This is a genomic window from Mycobacterium montefiorense (assembly GCF_025823255.1).
GTDB classification, from domain to species: Bacteria; Actinomycetota; Actinomycetes; order Mycobacteriales; family Mycobacteriaceae; genus Mycobacterium; species Mycobacterium montefiorense.
This window is the reverse complement of sequence record NZ_JACKVL010000009.1, coordinates 143550-160316: the sequence shown is the minus strand read 5'-3', so window position 1 is coordinate 160316 and position 16767 is coordinate 143550. Positions and strand designations below refer to the sequence as shown.

At 67.8% G+C, this 16767-nt stretch carries 15 protein-coding genes and 1 pseudogene; 5 read left to right on the top strand and 11 right to left on the bottom strand.

From position 1 onward, the window contains the following. Positions 1 to 4 precede the first annotated feature (4 nt). Positions 5 to 2464: an ATP-binding cassette domain-containing protein gene (locus H7K34_RS08380; RefSeq protein WP_264061404.1), complete on the top strand. Its 2460-nt coding sequence runs from the start codon at positions 5 to 7 to the stop codon at positions 2462 to 2464. On the opposite strand, the gene H7K34_RS08375 is transcribed toward H7K34_RS08380, so the two are convergent. The 7 genes and pseudogenes from H7K34_RS08375 to H7K34_RS08350 all read right to left on the bottom strand — a co-directional run bounded on the left by H7K34_RS08375 (position 2461) and on the right by H7K34_RS08350 (position 7962). Next, positions 2461 to 3018, bottom strand: a complete 558-nt coding sequence (locus H7K34_RS08375; RefSeq protein WP_264061403.1) for a pentapeptide repeat-containing protein — start codon at positions 3016 to 3018, stop codon at positions 2461 to 2463. The two genes, H7K34_RS08380 and H7K34_RS08375, sit on opposite strands and share 4 nt — an antisense overlap. Before the next feature lie 5 nt (positions 3019 to 3023). Continuing rightward, positions 3024 to 3596 carry a GTP-binding protein gene (locus tag H7K34_RS08370; RefSeq protein WP_264061401.1) on the bottom strand — a complete coding sequence of 191 codons (573 nt, stop codon included), beginning with the start codon at positions 3594 to 3596 and terminating at the stop codon, positions 3024 to 3026. After that, positions 3577 to 3951 (bottom strand): DUF742 domain-containing protein, encoded by a 375-nt coding sequence (locus tag H7K34_RS08365; protein ID WP_264061400.1) that lies wholly within the window; start codon positions 3949 to 3951, stop codon positions 3577 to 3579. The genes H7K34_RS08370 and H7K34_RS08365 overlap by 20 nt, the downstream gene beginning before the upstream one ends. 6 nt (positions 3952 to 3957) lie before the next feature. Continuing rightward, positions 3958 to 4361 (bottom strand): annotated as a pseudogene (locus tag H7K34_RS08360) (serine protease inhibitor). Then, positions 4358 to 5623 carry an ATP-binding protein gene (locus H7K34_RS26895; protein ID WP_372510721.1) on the bottom strand — a complete coding sequence of 422 codons (1266 nt, stop codon included), beginning with the start codon at positions 5621 to 5623 and terminating at the stop codon, positions 4358 to 4360. The pseudogene H7K34_RS08360 and the gene H7K34_RS26895 overlap by 4 nt, the downstream one beginning before the upstream one ends. A gap of 319 nt (positions 5624 to 5942) precedes the next feature. Then, positions 5943 to 7163, bottom strand: a complete 1221-nt coding sequence (locus H7K34_RS26890) for a hypothetical protein (protein WP_372510713.1) — start codon at positions 7161 to 7163, stop codon at positions 5943 to 5945. Positions 7164 to 7356: 193 nt separating this feature from the next. Continuing rightward, complete coding sequence (locus tag H7K34_RS08350) at positions 7357 to 7962, bottom strand: class I SAM-dependent methyltransferase (RefSeq protein ID WP_264061399.1); 606 nt, start codon at positions 7960 to 7962, stop codon at positions 7357 to 7359. Between the two features lie 32 nt (positions 7963 to 7994). On the opposite strand from H7K34_RS08350, the gene H7K34_RS08345 reads away from it, so the two are divergent. Together H7K34_RS08345 and H7K34_RS08340 are read left to right on the top strand one after the other, a co-directional pair. Beyond that, complete coding sequence (locus tag H7K34_RS08345; protein WP_108921150.1) at positions 7995 to 8459, top strand: tRNA (cytidine(34)-2'-O)-methyltransferase; 465 nt, start codon at positions 7995 to 7997, stop codon at positions 8457 to 8459. 36 nt (positions 8460 to 8495) lie between these two features. Continuing rightward, entirely contained in the window at positions 8496 to 8822 is a 327-nt protein-coding gene (locus tag H7K34_RS08340) for a YciI family protein (protein ID WP_264061398.1), read from the top strand. Position 8823: 1 nt separating this feature from the next. On the opposite strand, the gene H7K34_RS08335 is transcribed toward H7K34_RS08340, so the two are convergent. The 3 genes from H7K34_RS08335 to H7K34_RS08325 all read right to left on the bottom strand — a co-directional run bounded on the left by H7K34_RS08335 (position 8824) and on the right by H7K34_RS08325 (position 13242). Further along, entirely contained in the window at positions 8824 to 9468 is a 645-nt protein-coding gene (locus H7K34_RS08335) for a nitroreductase family protein (protein WP_264061397.1), read from the bottom strand. A gap of 81 nt (positions 9469 to 9549) precedes the next feature. Beyond that, positions 9550 to 9906, bottom strand: coding sequence for a hypothetical protein (locus H7K34_RS08330; protein ID WP_264061396.1), 357 nt, complete (start codon positions 9904 to 9906; stop codon positions 9550 to 9552). A gap of 39 nt (positions 9907 to 9945) precedes the next feature. After that, positions 9946 to 13242 (bottom strand): error-prone DNA polymerase, encoded by a 3297-nt coding sequence (locus tag H7K34_RS08325; RefSeq protein ID WP_264061395.1) that lies wholly within the window; start codon positions 13240 to 13242, stop codon positions 9946 to 9948. 161 nt (positions 13243 to 13403) lie between these two features. Between H7K34_RS08325 and H7K34_RS08320 the strand changes: the two genes are divergently transcribed. Both H7K34_RS08320 and otsB read left to right on the top strand, forming a co-directional pair. Beyond that, the gene (locus H7K34_RS08320; RefSeq protein WP_264061394.1) at positions 13404 to 14747 is read left to right on the top strand and encodes a wax ester/triacylglycerol synthase domain-containing protein; all 1344 of its coding nucleotides are present in this window, start codon (positions 13404 to 13406) and stop codon (positions 14745 to 14747) included. Positions 14748 to 14788: 41 nt separating this feature from the next. Then, positions 14789 to 15865 (top strand): trehalose-phosphatase, encoded by a 1077-nt coding sequence (gene otsB, locus H7K34_RS08315; RefSeq protein ID WP_264061391.1) that lies wholly within the window; start codon positions 14789 to 14791, stop codon positions 15863 to 15865. On the opposite strand, the gene H7K34_RS08310 is transcribed toward otsB, so the two are convergent. Further along, positions 15862 to 16737, bottom strand: coding sequence for a MaoC family dehydratase (locus H7K34_RS08310; protein WP_108921024.1), 876 nt, complete (start codon positions 16735 to 16737; stop codon positions 15862 to 15864). The genes otsB and H7K34_RS08310 overlap by 4 nt on opposite strands. Positions 16738 to 16767 lie beyond the last annotated feature (30 nt).

The window sequence follows — 16767 nt, the reverse complement described above, 5'->3', positions numbered from 1 at the left end:
ACTGATGAACAGCCCTGCGCAATCGGTACTGACCGTTCGGTCCAACCGATCGGAGCTCAGTTTCGCCCCCGGCGGCGACGTCATCGTCGGCAGCGACGTTCGCGCCGACCTACGCGTGGCACATCCTTTGGTCACCCGCGCGCACCTGTTGCTGCGCTTCGATCAAGGCAAATGGGTTGGGGTCGACAACAATTCGCGCAACGGCATCTTCGTCGGCGGCCGGCGGGTGCCGATGCTCGACATCCGTGACGGGCAAGCCGTCAACCTCGGCGCCCCCGATGGCCCGCGGATCGTCTTCTCAGTCGGACGTCACCGGGGAGCGGTCGGTGTGCTGCCACCCACGTCGCTTACGGTCCCGACCGTTCGGCCGCCCCACGGATACCAGGATCGGCCCACCGACGCGCTGCACGCCACCGCCGTGCCGATCGTGCAGCCGACTGCCACAACCCGGGCCGTTCCGATGGATGCGACCCAGGTAGCGCGACCCGGGGGCGGCGACGTATCGAAGTCGCCGACCAGGGTCCGCAAGGTCGTCGGGCCCGAATCCGCCCAGAAGGCAGCGGCCGGGGGCACCACCTCGATCGGTCGCGCGCTCGACAACGACATCGTCATCCACGATGTGTTGGCGTCGCGCCATCATGCGTTCTTGGAGCCGACACCAGCCGGCATCGAGATCCGCGACGCCAGCAGCATCAACGGAACGTTCGTCAACGGGCTGCTGGTCGGCTCAGCGCTGCTCGCCGAGGGCGACGTGGTCACGATCGGCAACGTCGACCTGGTGTTCACCGCCGGCATGCTGGCCCGCCGACAGGACGCGGCGACGAGCACCGGCGGCCTGGAGGTACGCGAGGTCGGCTTCGCGATCAACGGCAAGGATCTGCTGCAGCAGATCTCGATGACGGCCAGGCCCGGCACGCTGACCGCTATCATCGGCGGGTCCGGCGCCGGGAAGTCGACGCTGTCGCGGTTGGTCGCCGGGTACACCACCCCCACCGCCGGCGCGGTCACCTTCGAGGGCCACAACATCCACACCGCCTACGCGTCGCTGCGCAGCAGGATCGGGATGGTCCCGCAGGATGACGTCGTACACCGGCAGCTGACCGTCAACCAGGCGCTGGGCTATGCGGCAGAACTGCGACTGCCACCCGACACCAGCAAGCCCGACCGCGACCAGGTGGTGGCTCAGGTCCTCGACGAGCTGGGACTGACCGCGCATGCGCAGACCCGGGTCGACAAGCTGTCCGGCGGTCAGCGCAAGCGCGCCTCGGTGGCCCTCGAGTTGCTGACCGGGCCGTCACTGCTGATCCTCGACGAGCCGACCTCCGGGCTGGACCCGGCGCTGGACCTGCAGGTCATGACGATGCTGCGCCAGCTCGCCGACGCCGGCCGGGTCGTACTGGTCGTCACGCACTCGCTGACCTATCTCGATGTCTGCGATCAGGTGCTGCTGATGGCGCCGGGCGGCAAAATCGCGTTCCTGGGCGCACCCGGCCAGATCGGGGATGCGATGGGCACCTCGAACTGGGCCGAGATCTTCGCGAAGGTCGGCGCCGACCCCGACGAGGCCAATCGCCGTTTCCTGGAACGGCAGGAACACGCGCTACCCACCCGGGCGGAGACGCCGGCCGATCTGGGCGCCCCGTCGCGCTCGAGCATGCTGCATCAGTTCTCCACGATCGCGCGGCGCCAGATCCGGTTGATCGTCTCCGACCGCGCCTACTTCGCGTTCCTGGCGTTGTTGCCGTTCATCCTGGGTGCGCTGTCGCTGACCGTTCCCGGTAACACCGGGTTCGGGGTCGCCGACCCGGCCAGTGAGACGCCCGACGAAGCCGCCCAGATCCTGACGCTGCTGTCGATCGCTGCCGTCTTCATGGGTACCGCGCTGACGATCCGAGATCTGATCGGCGAGCGCGCCATCTTCCAGCGCGAGCAGGCGGTCGGCTTGTCCACCGGGGCCTACCTGAGCGCCAAGGTCACCGTCTTCTGCGCGTTCGCCATCATCCAGGCGGCGATTGCCACGGGCATCGTGCTGCTGGGCAAGGGCGCTCCCAAGCAGCCGGCGCTGCTGCTCGGTAATGCCAGCCTGGAGCTGTTCGTCACCGTCGCCGCAACATGCGTGGCCTCGGCGATTCTGGGCTTGGTGTTGTCGTCGATCGCACGCTCCAACGAACAGATCATGCCGTTGCTGGTGGTGTCGCTGATGCTGCAGCTGGTGCTCGCCGGTGGCATGGTCCCGGTGACCGGACGGCTCTTCCTCGACCAGATTTCCTGGCTGATGCCCTCGCGGTGGGGCTATGCGGCGTCGGCGTCCACGGTCAATCTGCGGGTACTGGTACCGATCGGCCCGAAAGACAGCCATTGGGTGCACAAGGACAGCGCGTGGCTGCTCGACATGGGCATGCTCGGCGCGCTGTCGGTGATCTACTCCGCCATCGTGTGGTGGCGCATCAGGCTGCGGCGCTAATCGGATTTCGCGTCCAGGCGCAGCCCGTGCGCCAGTGTGAAGGCCATGGCCTGGCCGATGTCCACCCGCGCGCCCGCCAGCGTCGCGGTGCGCCACAGCGCCGGATCGGTTGTCGCGCCGCGTAAGTCGGCGTCGTCTAGCCGGGTGCCGGTGGTCCGCGCACCGGTGAGGTCGGCGCCGCGCAGCACGGCCTTGCGCAGGTCGGTCTCCACCAGGCTGGCTTCCCGCAGCCGGCAGCCGCTCAGGTCGACACCCCGCAGGTCGTTGCCGCCGAGCACCGCGAGCGTGAAGTCGACCTCGTCGAACGTAATCGGCCGCAGCCGGCATTGCACGAACACCGACCCCAGCATGCTGCACTGCGCAAATGTACTGTGCCACAGTGTTGTTCGTTCAAATTTGCAGTTACGGAAAGCCGATCCGCGGTGTCCCGACTCGGCCAGATTGGCGCCGCTGAAATTGCAATCGTCGAACACAACCCGTTCGGTGCGCAAAGCGCCGAGGTCATCGTCGGTGAAATCGCGGCCCGTGAACTCGCTATCGGTCCAATGCTGCAACGCGGTCAGGCCGTCAGTCTCTGCAGCGCGTATTCGCTCACCGCGATCAGCGCATCGGTCGCCGACCTGCGATCCCGGGCATCGACGTTGATCACCGGAATGTGCGGGGGCAGCGCCAGCGCTTCGCGTACCGCACTGGCGGGATAGCTTGGCGCACCCTCGAATTGGTTGACAGCGACCAGAAACGGCAGGTTGCGGTGCTCGAAGAAGTCGACCGCGGCAAAGCTGTCCTGCAATCGACGGCAGTCGACCAGCACGATCGCGCCGATCGCGCCCCGTACCAAGTCGTCCCACATGAACCAGAACCGCCGCTGGCCCGGAGTGCCGAACAGGTAGAGCACCAGGTCCCGGTCCAGCGTGAGCCGGCCGAAGTCCATCGCCACGGTGGTCGTCCGCTTATGCGGCGTGGCCTCGAGCATGTCGACGCCGGCCGATGCGTCGGTAACGATCTCCTCGGTGCGCAGCGGCATGATCTCCGAGACCGCCCCGACGAATGTGGTCTTGCCGGCGCCGAACCCGCCCGCGACGACGATCTTCGTCGAGGCGGTAGCGCCGGAGTCAGAGTGCTTTAAGGCCACGCAGCGTCCTTCCTATGAGGTCATGGCGCTCGTCACGGGTCGACTGCTCGGTCAACGTCCGATGCACCCTGAGGTGACCGGACAGGACCAGATCACCGACCAGCACGCGCGTGACGCCGACCGGCAGGTTCAGCCGGGCCGAGATCTCGGCGACGGACGGGCTTCTGACGCACAGCGCGATGATCTTTCCTCTCGGATCGTCGGCCGGCCATCTCGGGGCGCGGGCGGCCGGCAAAGTCTGAATCGGCGCTTCCAGCGGAAGGTCGACGCCTGTGTCGGTCCGCCCGGCCGTCAGGGTGTACGGGCGGACCAGGCTCGCCTCACCAGGCGACGGCCCGGAATCGCGTTTGTCCATCGCGGCTCACGAGTGCCGAGCAGAACGGCGGGTGGACTGCACGACGCCGCCCACGCGTTCGACGAGGATGGCCATCTCGTATCCGATCTGGCCAATATCGCACGACGTCTCGGCAAGCGTCGCCAGGTGCGACCCGTCGCCGACGCGCATCAACAACAGATACCCGTTCTGCATCTCGACCACCGACTGCAGCACCTGCCCACCCTCGAACAGCTGCGCGGCACCCGTCGCGAGGCTGGCCAGCCCGGACGCCACCGCGGCCAGTTGATCGGCTCGTTCGCGGGGCAGCCGCTCGCTGGCGGCGATCGGCAGACCGTCGACGGACACCAGCAGCGCGTGCGCGCCACCCCGGGGACTTCGCGGGCGAACTTCGTCACCAGCCAGTCCAGTGGGCTGCCAGGAGACGTCATTGCTCATCGGGTCCTTGGCTCGAGTGGCGGGCGTGCGACCGTCCGCTGCGCACACCGCCGAAATGGCTGCTGAACGAGGCGCGAACCGCCTCGGGATCGCGGGCCGCATGGAGTCCGCCGTTCGATCCTACGAGAAATTCTTCGTCATCCTGGCTTCGGTGCTGCTGGTCGCGGGCACTGACACCGTTGGCCGCTCCCGGCACCAGCCGGGCCCCCGGCGTACGCACCGGCAGGCCGTGATCGGCAGTGTGTTCCTCGACGGGCTTGTCCTCGGCCTCCGCGGCGATCGACCAGCCGCGGTCCCACACCGATTGCCAATCCAAGTCCGGGCTGTTGACCAGGTCGTGCGGGTCGCCCAGCATCTCGGAGAGCATCCGCCGGTAGATCAGGTCGTCCTTCGATGCGCCGGGGGCAGCAGCGTTGGCGGGGCGCTCGGCCGGGGTGGGCCGGCTCGCCGGGGTGGGCGGGGTCGCCGGGGTGGCTGGCGCAGTTGGCGCCGGGCCGGTCCCCCGCGAGCGCGCGGCGAAGAATGCCGATGTGTCCGAGACCGCCGGTGTTGGTTTCGGGGGAAGTGGGCGCACCGGCTCTGGCGGTTGCCGGTTCTCGTTCTCCCACCGGGGCGTGATCAGCTCCCGCCGGCGCTGGGGTGGCCGCGGCGCGGCGGGCGCAGCGGGAACGTCGGTGATGCCGCTGGAGCCGGGGCTGCGCCGGGGCAGCAACGAGATCGGTGGCGGCTGATCGGAGCCGTTGTTGGTCGCGACGGGACGCTGCCGCGCCGCGCCGTTGACACCCTCGGGTGCGGGCATCGCGCTGGCCAGCTTGGCGCTCGGCGACGAGACCGCCCGGATCCGCTCTCGCGGGGCCTCCGAGATTTCGGCCGGGCCGCCGTTGAAGCCCTCCAGCACCGCCGGTGGCAGGTAGACCTCAGCGGTCATGCCGGTGCCCGCCTCGTCCGGCGCCGGACCACGCAGCCCAACCCGGATGCCGTGCCGGGCGGCGATCCGGCCCACCACGAAAAGCCCCATGTGGCGGGCATTGTCGGGGGTGACCTCGCCGCCGTCCTGGAGCCGCATGTTGGCCATCCGCCGGTCGGCGTCGTTCATGCCCAAGCCGGAATCGGCGATCCGCAGCACCACGCCTCCGTCGCCGCCACGCGCCGCCCAAACCCGGGCGTAGGTCGATGGCGGCGAGTAACGCAGGGCGTTGTCGATCAGCTCGGCGAACAGATGGATGGCCCCACCGGCGGCTGCACCGACCAACATGCAGTCGGGCAGCTCGGCCATTTCGACCCGGCGGTAATCCTCGACCTCGGAAACGGCCGCGCTGATCACCGTCGACAGTCCGACCGGCTCACGCTGGTCGCGGGCGAGCTGGGCGCCGGCGAGCACCAGCAGGTTGGCACTGTTGCGGCGCAGCCGCGCCGCCAGGTGATCCAGCCGGAACAGGCTGTCGAGGCGTTCGGGGTCCTCTTCGTTGCGCTCCAGCCGGTCGATCAGCGACAACTGCTGATCGACCAGTGACCGGCTGCGCCGCGACATGGTCTCGAACATGTCGTTGACCAGCAATCGCAACCGCGCTTCGTCACCGGCCAGCAGCAGGGCCTGGGTGTGCAGTTCGTCCACCGCATGGGCGACCTGACCGATCTCCTCGGTGGTGTACACCGGCAGCGGCACCGGAATCGGTTCGGCCCCACCGGCTTTGACGTGAGCGATCTCGTCCTCGAGGTCGGTGTGGGCGACCTTGAGCGCGCCGTCGCGCAGCACCCGCAGCGGCACAACCAACGCGCGCCATCAGCAAGACGACGATCAGCGCGATCACGATGGCGGCCAGCACCAGGACGCCGTCGCTGATCGCGGCGTTGCGCCGATCAGTGGCCTGGGCCTGCACCGACTTCGTCACCGACGCGGTCGCGTCCGTGATGACCTGCTCGGCGATCGTGTCGGTGGTCTGGATCGAGCGCAGCAGGTCCGAATTGTCGACGAGCAGGCTGGCCGGATCGGACATGATCGCCATCCGGGTCACCATCTGCTGCTGCAACGTCTTGGCGTCGGGCGAACCCACGCCGAGCACCTGGCTGATCCCGAACAGCGTCGACGGTTCGGTGCCGGCCAGGGTGATCATCGAGGTGCGCAACTGCGGCTCGGGCAGGTCGGCGCCGCGCGTCACCAGGATCTCCTGCATCGTCATCTGGCCGCGGGCCCCGACCGCGCGGCTCAAACCCTGTGCCTGCGCGCGGATCTGCTGATCGTCCACGCGTACCGACGCGTTGATGACGTCCTCCGCCGTCAACAGCAGCGGCGCATAGGTGGTCACCCGGTCCCGCAAACCAAGGCTGTTGTCGGCCGCCTTGTCGAGTAACGATTGGACGCCGCTCAGCAGGGTGCTCACTCCGGACCGAACGTCTTGGGTCACGTCAGTGTCGGACAGCCGCTGTAGCAGTTCGCCTTTGCGGGCGTCGTAGTTCTTCTTCGCGCCGTCGACATCGCGACCGGTGGAGTTCGCCAACAAGGCGACATCCAAGGCCGACATGTATTTGGTGAGCGCCGGCAGCAAGTCGGCGCGGGCGGCGGCCAACCGTAGACCGCTGGAGCTCGACATCGCGGTGTTCACCCGCAGCCCGCCGAAAACCGCCGCCAGGATCAGCGGAACCAGCACGATCGCCAGCACCTTCCACCGGACCGGCCAGTTGCTCAGCGACCAGGCAGGCGGGCGTTTGGCCGGAGCCCCCCCAGCGGCGGATACCTCGGCGAACTCGGTGGGCGCCGCCTCGGCCGGGGTGGCCGGACGGTTGAACATGGTCATGTGGTCACAACGGCGCGATTGACCGCTGCGCTCACACTGCGCGTCGAATGAAACGAGAGGCTCATGAACTTCCTGCTTTTATTCCGCTCCCCCCGCGCCGAGACGCGCGAGCGGTAAACGCGTGGCAATTCGACGAGTATGACAGCCCGCGGCCTGGGTCACCAGAATCGTTACTGAGCAGAGAGCTAGGGGCCTACGCGGGCCGAAGAATTGCGACCAGGAAGTCGGAATCGTCGGCGAACGGCCGCAGATCCCAAGTGGATAGCAACAGATCGGGCGCGAATCCCGCGGCGGCGGCGTCGCCGAGAAAGTCGGCGAACTCATAGTCGCGGCCGGCACCGAAGCCGATTGCGGCTCGACCGTCGTCGGCGACGTGGGCACGCAGCCGGCGCAGCACCTGACCCCGGGTATTCGGGGCCAGGAACGCCATGACATTGCCGGCGGACACGATGACGTCGAACGGGTCGGCGATGCCGCGCGCGGGCAAATCCAGCTCGGCCAGGTCGCCGACGAGCCACTGCGGACCCGGATAATCCTGCTCGGCCGCTGCGATGAGCGCCGGATCGACGTCGACTCCGACCACATGATGACCGGCCGTGGCCAGGTGGCCGCCCAACCGGCCGGGGCCGCAGCCGGCATCGAGGATGCGGGCGCCGCGCGGCACCATCGCGTCCACGAAGCGAGCCTCGCCGGCCAGATCGTCACCGGCGCGGGACATGGCACGGAAGCGCTCGATGTACCAGTCCGAATGCCCCGGATCGGCAGCGACCTTCTGCATCCAGATGCTCTGCTCGACCATGCCTGCATTATCGCCCGTGTGAGGATGGCGTGGTGTTCCGGCTGATGTTCTACTCGCCACGCATCGCGCCTAATACGGGTAACGCCATCCGGACGGCCGCCGCCACCGGCGCCGAATTGCATCTGATTGAGCCGATGGGCTTCGACCTGTCCGAACCCAAGGTGCGCCGCGCCGGATTGGACTATCACGACCTGGCGTCGGTGACGGTGCACCCGACGCTGGCCGCCGCGTGGGACGTGCTGATGCCGGCGCGGGTGATCGCGTTCACCGCGCATGCGTCGACGTCGTACGCCGACATCGCCTACCGGCCCGGCGACGTGTTGATGTTCGGTCCCGAACCCGATGGGCTGGACGCGCAAACCCTGGCCGACAGTCACATCACCGCGCGGGTGCGCATCCCGATGCTGTCAGGCCGGCGTTCACTGAACCTGTCCAACGCCGCGGCGATCGCGATCTACGAGGCCTGGCGCCAGCACGGCTACTCCGGGGCGACGTAGCGATGAATCCTGGTCCCGCCGCGAGTCAGCATTGATATGCCCACCTTCATCACGATCGGCTACGGCGACGAGGCCGGATACCGCCAATTGAGCGACGACCGGCGACGGGCCGCGCACGCCCGCGACGACGAACTCAGCTCGTCCGGCGCGCTCGTCGGCCGCGCCGGCAACCCCGTCCAGGTGCGCAATCCGGACGGCGCGGGGGTATCGATCGAGCCGGGCGCGTTCCTTCGATCGCCGTTGCCGATCGCGGGGTTCGCAGTGATCGAGGCCGAGAACATCGACGCGGCGATCGAGCGGGTGAGCCAGACCCCGTGTGCGGTCGCGCAGGGGGTCGTCGAGGTATGGCCGCTGCGGCCCTGAGTTACCAGGTGTTCCAGTGCGTCAGAGTCTCGGCCGGTAGCCGCCTGGCCGGCCGGAAGTCGGTGCCCTTGGTGTAGGCGATCGGGAACAGCCCACCCTGGCTGAACCGCTCGTGGGGAATGCCGAGCACCTCGGCGGCCTTGCGTTCGCCGTCACCAAGCAGGTGCAGCGTCGTCCAGCAGGAACCCAGACCGCGGGAGCGCAGCGCCAGGCAGAAGCTCCAGACCGCCGGGAACAGCGACGCCCAGAACGAGACCCCACCCAACGCCGACTTGTCTTCGCGGCCTTCCAGGCACGGGATCATCAGCACCGGCGCCTCATGCATGTGCTCGGCGAGGTACATCGCGGAATCCTTGACCTTCGGCATCCGCTCACCACGGGTGTCACCCTCGGCGTATTCGCGCATCGGCGAGGTGAGGTAGTCGCGGGCATGGCCCAGGTAGATGTCGGCGATCGCCTTCTTCTTGTCAGCGTCTTCGACGAACACCCACTGCCAGCCCTGCGCGTTGGAGCCGGTGGGCGCCTGCAGCGCCAGCTCGAGGCAGTCCATCAGGACTTCGCGAGGCAGCGGCTTGTCGAAGTCGAGGCGTTTGCGCACCGAGCGGGTGGTGGAAAGCAGTTCGTCGACGGACAAGTTGAGGGTCATGTGTGGAGGTTATACGTGGGCTCTGCGCGCCGAACGTGCACTCAGGGCGAGATTTTCGCCGTTCGTTCGCGCGCGAAGGCATCAGCTCGGGGGTGGGGGCGGCGCATCGGGCGCAATCGCTCCGCCACAGCCGCCAGGCGGTGGCGGCCCCGGGAGAGGCTCGTCGCCGCTGACGCAGTCGTAGTAGAACTGAGGACCGACCGCCCAGGTTTTCATCCACTGGTGCCAATACGACCCGTCGGGGTACTTTTCGCCATCACAGACGGCCAAATTGCCCCAGCCCCAGCGACCGCCCGGGCAGAAACCTTTGGTCATGTCCGGCTGGTGCGGGTCGGGCGGATCAGCGCTGGCGACCGCGTTAGGAAGTAATAACGCCGCAGCGCAACCCAATATTGCAGCGCCATGGCGAGCAAACTTGCATTTAGTTTCGACGCTCATAAAACATTGAATCAGTACACACCAGGACATATTGCGTGTTTAGCGGAAATCGCGGGACTTGGAGCCGACCGCCAAGGTGATGCGGCCCAGCCGCTCGGCCACCACGGTGATTGCGCCGCTGGCGTTTTGGACCTGACCGCGGATCAGCAGCGCCGGTGCGGTGTTCGCCAGCTTGCGGTGTCGCGCCCACACCCCCGGCGTGCAGAGCACGTTGACCATCCCGGTCTCGTCTTCGAGGTTGACGAATGTGACGCCCTGCGCCGTGGCGGGTCGCTGCCGATGGGTCACCGCACCGGCGATCAGCACCCGATCGCCGTCGGGCACCGACCCCAGCGCGTCGGCGGGCACCACCCCCATCGCGTCCAGGTCGGCCCGCAGGAACTGGGTCGGGTAGCTGTCCGGGGAGATGCCGGTGGCCCACACGTCGGCGGCGGCCAGTTCCAGCGCAGTCATCCCGGGCAGCGCCGGGATGTGCGACGACGAGCCCACCCCGGGCAGCCGATCCGGCCGCCCCGCTGCCGCGGCCCCGGCCGCCCACAGCGCCTCGCGCCGCGACGTCCCGAAGCAGCCCAGCGCCCCGGCCGTCGCCAACGCCTCGGTCTGCGGCACGGAAAGCTGCAGTCGGGTGGTCAGATCAAGCAGAGAAGCAAACGCGCCGTTGGCCTTTCGCTCATCGACCAGCTGCTCGGCAAGGTCGTCACCGATATGACGGACGGCGCCCAGCCCGAGGCGAACCTCCGTCCCCGCGTTCTCGAGGGTGGCATGCGCCAGGCTGGCGTTGACGTCCGGGCCGTGCACCAGCACGCCGTGCCGGCGCGCGTCGGCCACCAGTGACTGCGGTGAATAGAAACCCATCGGCTGCGCACGCAGCAGCGCGGCGCAGAACGCGGCCGGGTGGTGCAGCTTGAACCATGACGAGTAAAACACCAGCGACGCAAAGGACAGCGCATGGCTTTCCGGGAAGCCGAAATTGGCGAACGCCTCCAGCTTTTCGTAAGTCCGGTCGATCACCTGGTCGGTGGCGCCGTGCAATCTGCGCATGCCGTCGTAGAACCGGCCGCGCAGCCGTTGCATGCGTTCGGTGGAGCGCTTGGATCCCATGGCGCGCCGCAGCTGGTCGGCCTCGGCGGCGGAGAACCCGGCGCAGTCGACCGCGAGCTGCATCAGCTGCTCCTGAAAGAGCGGCACTCCCAGTGTCTTTCGCAGCGCCGATTCCATGGACGGATGGTCGTAGACGACCGGGTCGATGCCGTTGCGCCGCCGGATGTAGGGATGCACCGAACCGCCCTGGATGGGTCCGGGGCGGATCAGCGCGACCTCGACCACCAGGTCGTAGAACACCCGCGGCTTCAGCCTGGGCAGGGTGGCCATCTGTGCGCGCGACTCCACCTGGAACACGCCGACGGAATCGGCGCGCTGCAGCATCTCGTATACCGCGGGTTCGGAGAGGTCGAGGCGGGCCAGGTCGACCTCGATGTCTTTGTGCTCGGCCACCAGGTCTTTCGCGTAGTGCAGCGCCGAGAGCATGCCCAGCCCGAGTAGGTCGAACTTCACCAACCCGATGGCCGCACAGTCGTCTTTGTCCCATTGCAGGACACTGCGGTTCTCCATCCGCGCCCACTCCACCGGGCAGACGTCGGCGATCGGGCGATCACAGATCACCATGCCGCCGGAATGAATGCCCATATGCCGCGGCAGGTTCCGGATCTGGTTGGCAAGCTCGATCACCTGTGGCGGGATGTCCTCGATATCCGGCGAGTCCGCCAACCCGTTCCAGTGGCTGATCTGCTTACTCCAAGCGTCCTGCTGACCCTGCGAGAATCCCAAGGCACGGGCCATGTCGCGCACCGCGATTCGCCCGCGGTAGGTGATGACGTTGGCAACCTGAGCAGCGTAATCCCGGCCGTATTTGTCGTAGACGTACTGGATGACCTTCTCGCGCTGATTCGACTCGATGTCCATGTCGATATCGGGCGGCCCGTCGCGGGCGGGAGACAGGAAGCGCTCGAACAACAGCTCGTTGACCACCGGATCAACCGCGGTGACCCCAAGGGCGTAACAGACCGCGGAGTTGGCCGCCGATCCCCTGCCCTGGCACAGGATGTTGTTGCGCCGGCAGAACTGGACGATATCGTGCACCACCAGGAAGTAGCCCGGAAATGTCAGTTGGGCAATAACTTTCAGCTCATACTCGATCTGGGCGTACGCTCGCGGCGCGCCCTCGGGGAGCCCGTAGCGATCCCGCGCCCCCGCCATCGTCAACTGCCGCAACCAGCTGTCCTCGGTGTGCGGTTCGGGCACGTCGAACGGCGGCAGCTGCGGCGCGATGAGCGCCAGCCCGAACGCGCACTGCTCGCCGAGTTCGGCAGCGGCAGTCACCGCCTCGGGGTGCTGCGCGAACAGCCGGGCCATCTCCTCACCGGATCGCAGATGCGAACCCGCCAGCGGGGCCAGCCATCCCGCAGCTGAGTCCAACGACTGCCGGGCCCGGATGGCACCCATCGCCATGGCCAGCCGGCGTCGCGACGGGCCCGCGAAATGCGCTCCGGTGGTAGCGACGGTGCCGACCCCGAACCGCGGCGCGATCCCGGCCAGTGCCCCATTGCGTTCGTCGTCGAGCGGCTGGCCATGGTGGGTCAGCTCGACACTGACCCGCCGCGCCCCGAAGCGGTCCACCAGATCGGCCAGCGCCCGCTCTGCGGCTTGTGGCCCGCCATCGGAAAGCGCTTGGCGTACATGGCCTTTACGGCATCCCGTCAGGATGTGCCAGTGCCCATCGGCGGCCTCGGTCAGCGTGTCGATGTCGAAGCGCGGCTTGCCCTTCTCACCGCCGGCCAGATGCGCGGCGGCCAGCTGCCGCGACAGCCGCCGGTAGCCCTCCGGACCGCGGGCCAGCACCAGCAAATGCGGTCCGGGCGGGTCCGGGTTCTCGGTACGAGCCTGCGAAACCGACGCGGCGCCCAGCGACAGCTCGGCGCCGAACACGGTACGCATGTCGAGTTCAACGGCCGCCTCGGCGAACCGCACCGCCCCGTACAGACCGTTGTGGTCGGTCAGCGCCAGCGCACGCAAGCCCAACCGGGCGGCCTCCTCGACCATCTCCTCGGGCGTGCTGGCCCCGTCCAGGAAGCTGTACGCCGAATGCGCGTGCAGCTCGGCATAGGCGACGGACGAGCGACCCCGCCGCTGGTTCGGCGGCTCGTACATCCCGCGCTTGCGCGACCAGGGCGCCTCTGTCGGAGGTTCCTGCGCAATCGGCGTGCCGGCGTGCCGCGGCTTGCTGTCGAGCAGCCGCTCCATTTCCGCCCAGCTTCGCGGCTCATTGCTGAAACCCACCCGAACAGTCTATCGAATGTATGTTCGATTTCACGCTCGGTTGTTAAAGCGGTTGTTAAACAGGTCTTCAACTTCTAAACAGAGAGTTAACGGACAGAGATCTATCGCGATGGGGCGTGGCGACAGATACTGGTACGGGGCAACCACGGGCGGGAATCAAAATGGGACAGCTGATAACGGCATTGGACGCGGGTTTACGCACCGCGGCGGACTCCGGCCGGCAAGCGAGCCTGGCGACCGGCGCGGTCGCCATCATCGAAGGCGCCGTCCCCGATCTTGGGCAGCTGAAATCCCTTCTTGCAGAACGTATTCAGTCCATCCCGCAGTGCCGCCAGGTGTTGCGGACCCACTCGCTGCGCGGTGCCCGGCAATGGATCGACGATCCGGGATTCGACCTCACCCATCACCTGCGCCGCGTCGCGGTTGGGCGCCCGGGCGATGAAGCAGACCTGTCAGGGGCGATCGCTCACGCATGCGAGCGTCCCCTCGAATTGGACCGCCCGCTGTGGGAGTGCTGGGTTATCGAAGGCCTCAAGGGCAAGTGGGCAATCTTGATGAAGGTCCATCACTACCTCGCCGACGCCGTCCCTGCCGCCCACCTTCTCACCAGACTCTGCGACGGCGCCGACAGCGAGATATTTGCCAATCATGCTGAGCCTAAACAGGATTCGATACAAGCCCGGAAGCGGGGCTGGGCCGATGCGCTCTGGCATGCTTCGGCCGTCGCCGGCACCGTCACGAACACCCTGGCCGGTACGGTCTGGTCGGTGGCACGGATGTCGTCGAACGAACCGGCAGTCACCATGCGTCGCTACGGCACGGTGCGCGTTCCCCTCGCCGCCGTCGACGCGGTGTGCGCCAAGTTCCGGGTGACCACCAACGACGTCGCGCTCGCCGCCATCACCGAGGGCTTCCGGGCCGTACTGCTGCACCGTCGCGAACAACCGCGCGCGGGCTCGCTGCGCACCCTGGAGAACAGATACCTGCCCGTCGAGCACGACGATCCGGTGCGGCGGCTGCGGATCGTGCACAACAGCTTGAACAAACCCAGGCCGATAAAGCAGAGCGTCAACATTGCAGACCTGGCAACCAGCTTCATGCCATTTACATTGTGCGCCAAGGCGCTTCAACTGACACTGAGCCGGCTTCCGCAACCGGGCATCGTCACGCTGGCCACCAACGCAGCCGGGCCACGTCATCGGTTGAGGCTGATGGACGCCACCGTCGAACGCCTGCTACCCATCCCCCCGACGGCTTCGCAGCTGTCCAGCGGGGTCGCGGTGTTGAGCTACGGCGATGAGCTGATCTTCGGTATCACCGCCGGCTACGACGCCGCCCCCGAGCTCGGGCAGCTCGCCGCCGGGATCGAACGGGAGATGGCGCACCTGACGGCGCTCAGCCAAGACTCCGTCCTGCTGTTCACCAAGGATCGCCGCAAACGCCGGGCCCCCGGCGCTGCCCCACGGGTACCGCCCAGCCGCCCGTGGGCGCGAGCACGCCACTGACCCAAGCCGGGCGGCGTTGATGACCGTGAGAGGGTTGATCAATGCCATCGGTCACCATCGACCCGCGCCGCCATGACGCGGTGCTGTTTGACCAAGACGCCGACTCGGCGCTGGTGAAGCAGCTGCGTGAGGCCGGTGTCGACGTCACCGTGCATGCCGAGGACCCGGCCGCGGCCGCCGAGCGGCTGGGCGTACTGGCGGGACGCTGCGTCGTCGTCGCGGCGAGCGCGGCGGTGGCCAAGGCCGCGCGCGAGGCCGGGTTCGCGTTGGTGATCGACGCCAAGGACGGCAGTGACATCGCCGTGCGCACCGGGGACCGGCGAATGTCGCAGCTGCCCGACGCGTCGCAGCTGCTCGACGAGGGCCTGGATGCGCGGCAGCCGGCGGTGTTCTTCGACTTCGACGGCACGCTATCCGACATCGTCAACGATCCGGACTCGGCGTGCCTTGTCGCCGGTGCCGCCACGGCGCTGCAGCAGTTGGCCGCGCGCTGCCCGGTCGCGGTACTGTCCGGCCGCGACCTTGCCGACGTCACGGCACGCGTCGGCCTGCCGGGCATCTGGTATGCCGGCAGCCACGGATTCGAGTTGACCGCACCCGATGGCACCCACCATCAAAACGACGCCGCGGCCGCGGCCATTCCGATGCTGGAATCCGCGGCCGCCCAGCTAGGCGAGCGACTCGGGTCGATTCCCGGTGTCAGGGTGGAGCACAAACGGTTTGGCGTGTCGGTGCACTATCGCAACGCCGCACGAGACCGCATCGGTGAGGTGACGGCAGCGGTGCGCGCGGCGGGTCAGCGCGACGCACTGCGGGTGACCACCGGCCGCGAAGTCATCGAGCTGCGTCCGGATGTCGATTGGGACAAGGGCGCAACCCTGCGCTGGGTGCTCAATCACTTGCCCGGGTCGACACCTTTGACACCGGTCTATCTCGGCGACGACATCACCGACGAGGATGCGTTCGACGCGGTGCACGATGACGGGATACCAATCATTGTGCGGCACAACGACGATGGCGACCGGGCCACCGCCGCGCTATTCGCGCTGGATAGTCCGGCCAGCACGGCCGAGTTCGTCGGGCGTCTGGCCCGCCGGCTAGCTGACGCCGGGAACTAGTCCGCCGCGTATTCGACCGCGCCGTCGTCGAGCACGATCCGCCCGGCCTCGGCGCCTTCGGCGCCAGAAGCCTCGGTACGGAAGACCGCCTTGCCCGGATCGGTGCGCCAGATCAGCGTCGTCAACGTCTCGCCCGGGAACACCGGCGAGCTGAAGCGCGAATCGATCGAAGTGATGTTGGCCGCGAGGCCCTTGCCGAGCTCCGTGACCAGCGCGCGGCCCGCCACCCCATAGCTGCACAGCCCGTGCAGGATCGGCTTGGGGAACCCGGCCAGCTCCCGGGCGAACCACGGGTCGCTGTGCAGCGGGTTGCGGTCACCGGACAGCCGGTAGATCAGCGCCTGATCCTCGCGAGTGGACAAGGCAACCTTGATGTCGGGCTCACGGTCCGGAAATTCCGGGGCAATCGGGCGTTGACCCGGCTGCCCGCCGAAACCGCCGGCGCCCCGGACGACAAAGGTGGTCGATGTCTCGGCGATCAGCGCTTGCGAATCCGGGTCGGTGCCGCGGCCGCGCAGCATCACGACCGCGTTCTTGCCCTCGCCCTTGTCCTGAATGTCTGTGACCTCGGTGACGACCGACAGCTTGCCCGCCGCCGGCAGCGGCGCGTGCAGCCGGATGCCTTGCGAGCCGTGTAGCAGCATGGCCCAGTTGAACTTTCCGATCTTGCCCGCCGCACCGAACGCGGGACAGCAGATCACCGCGTAGGTGGGCAGCACCTGCTGGGTGATCTCGTGGCTGTTCTCGGTGGTGAACGACAGGTCGTCGAGCCCCGCGCCGACGCCAAGGGCGTACAGCAGCGTGTCCCGGTCGGTCCATTCGAACAACATCGGCTCGGTCACTGCACCGATAGCACTCGGGTCAATCGCCATGCGCGTCTCCTCCGGATCTGCAAATTCAAG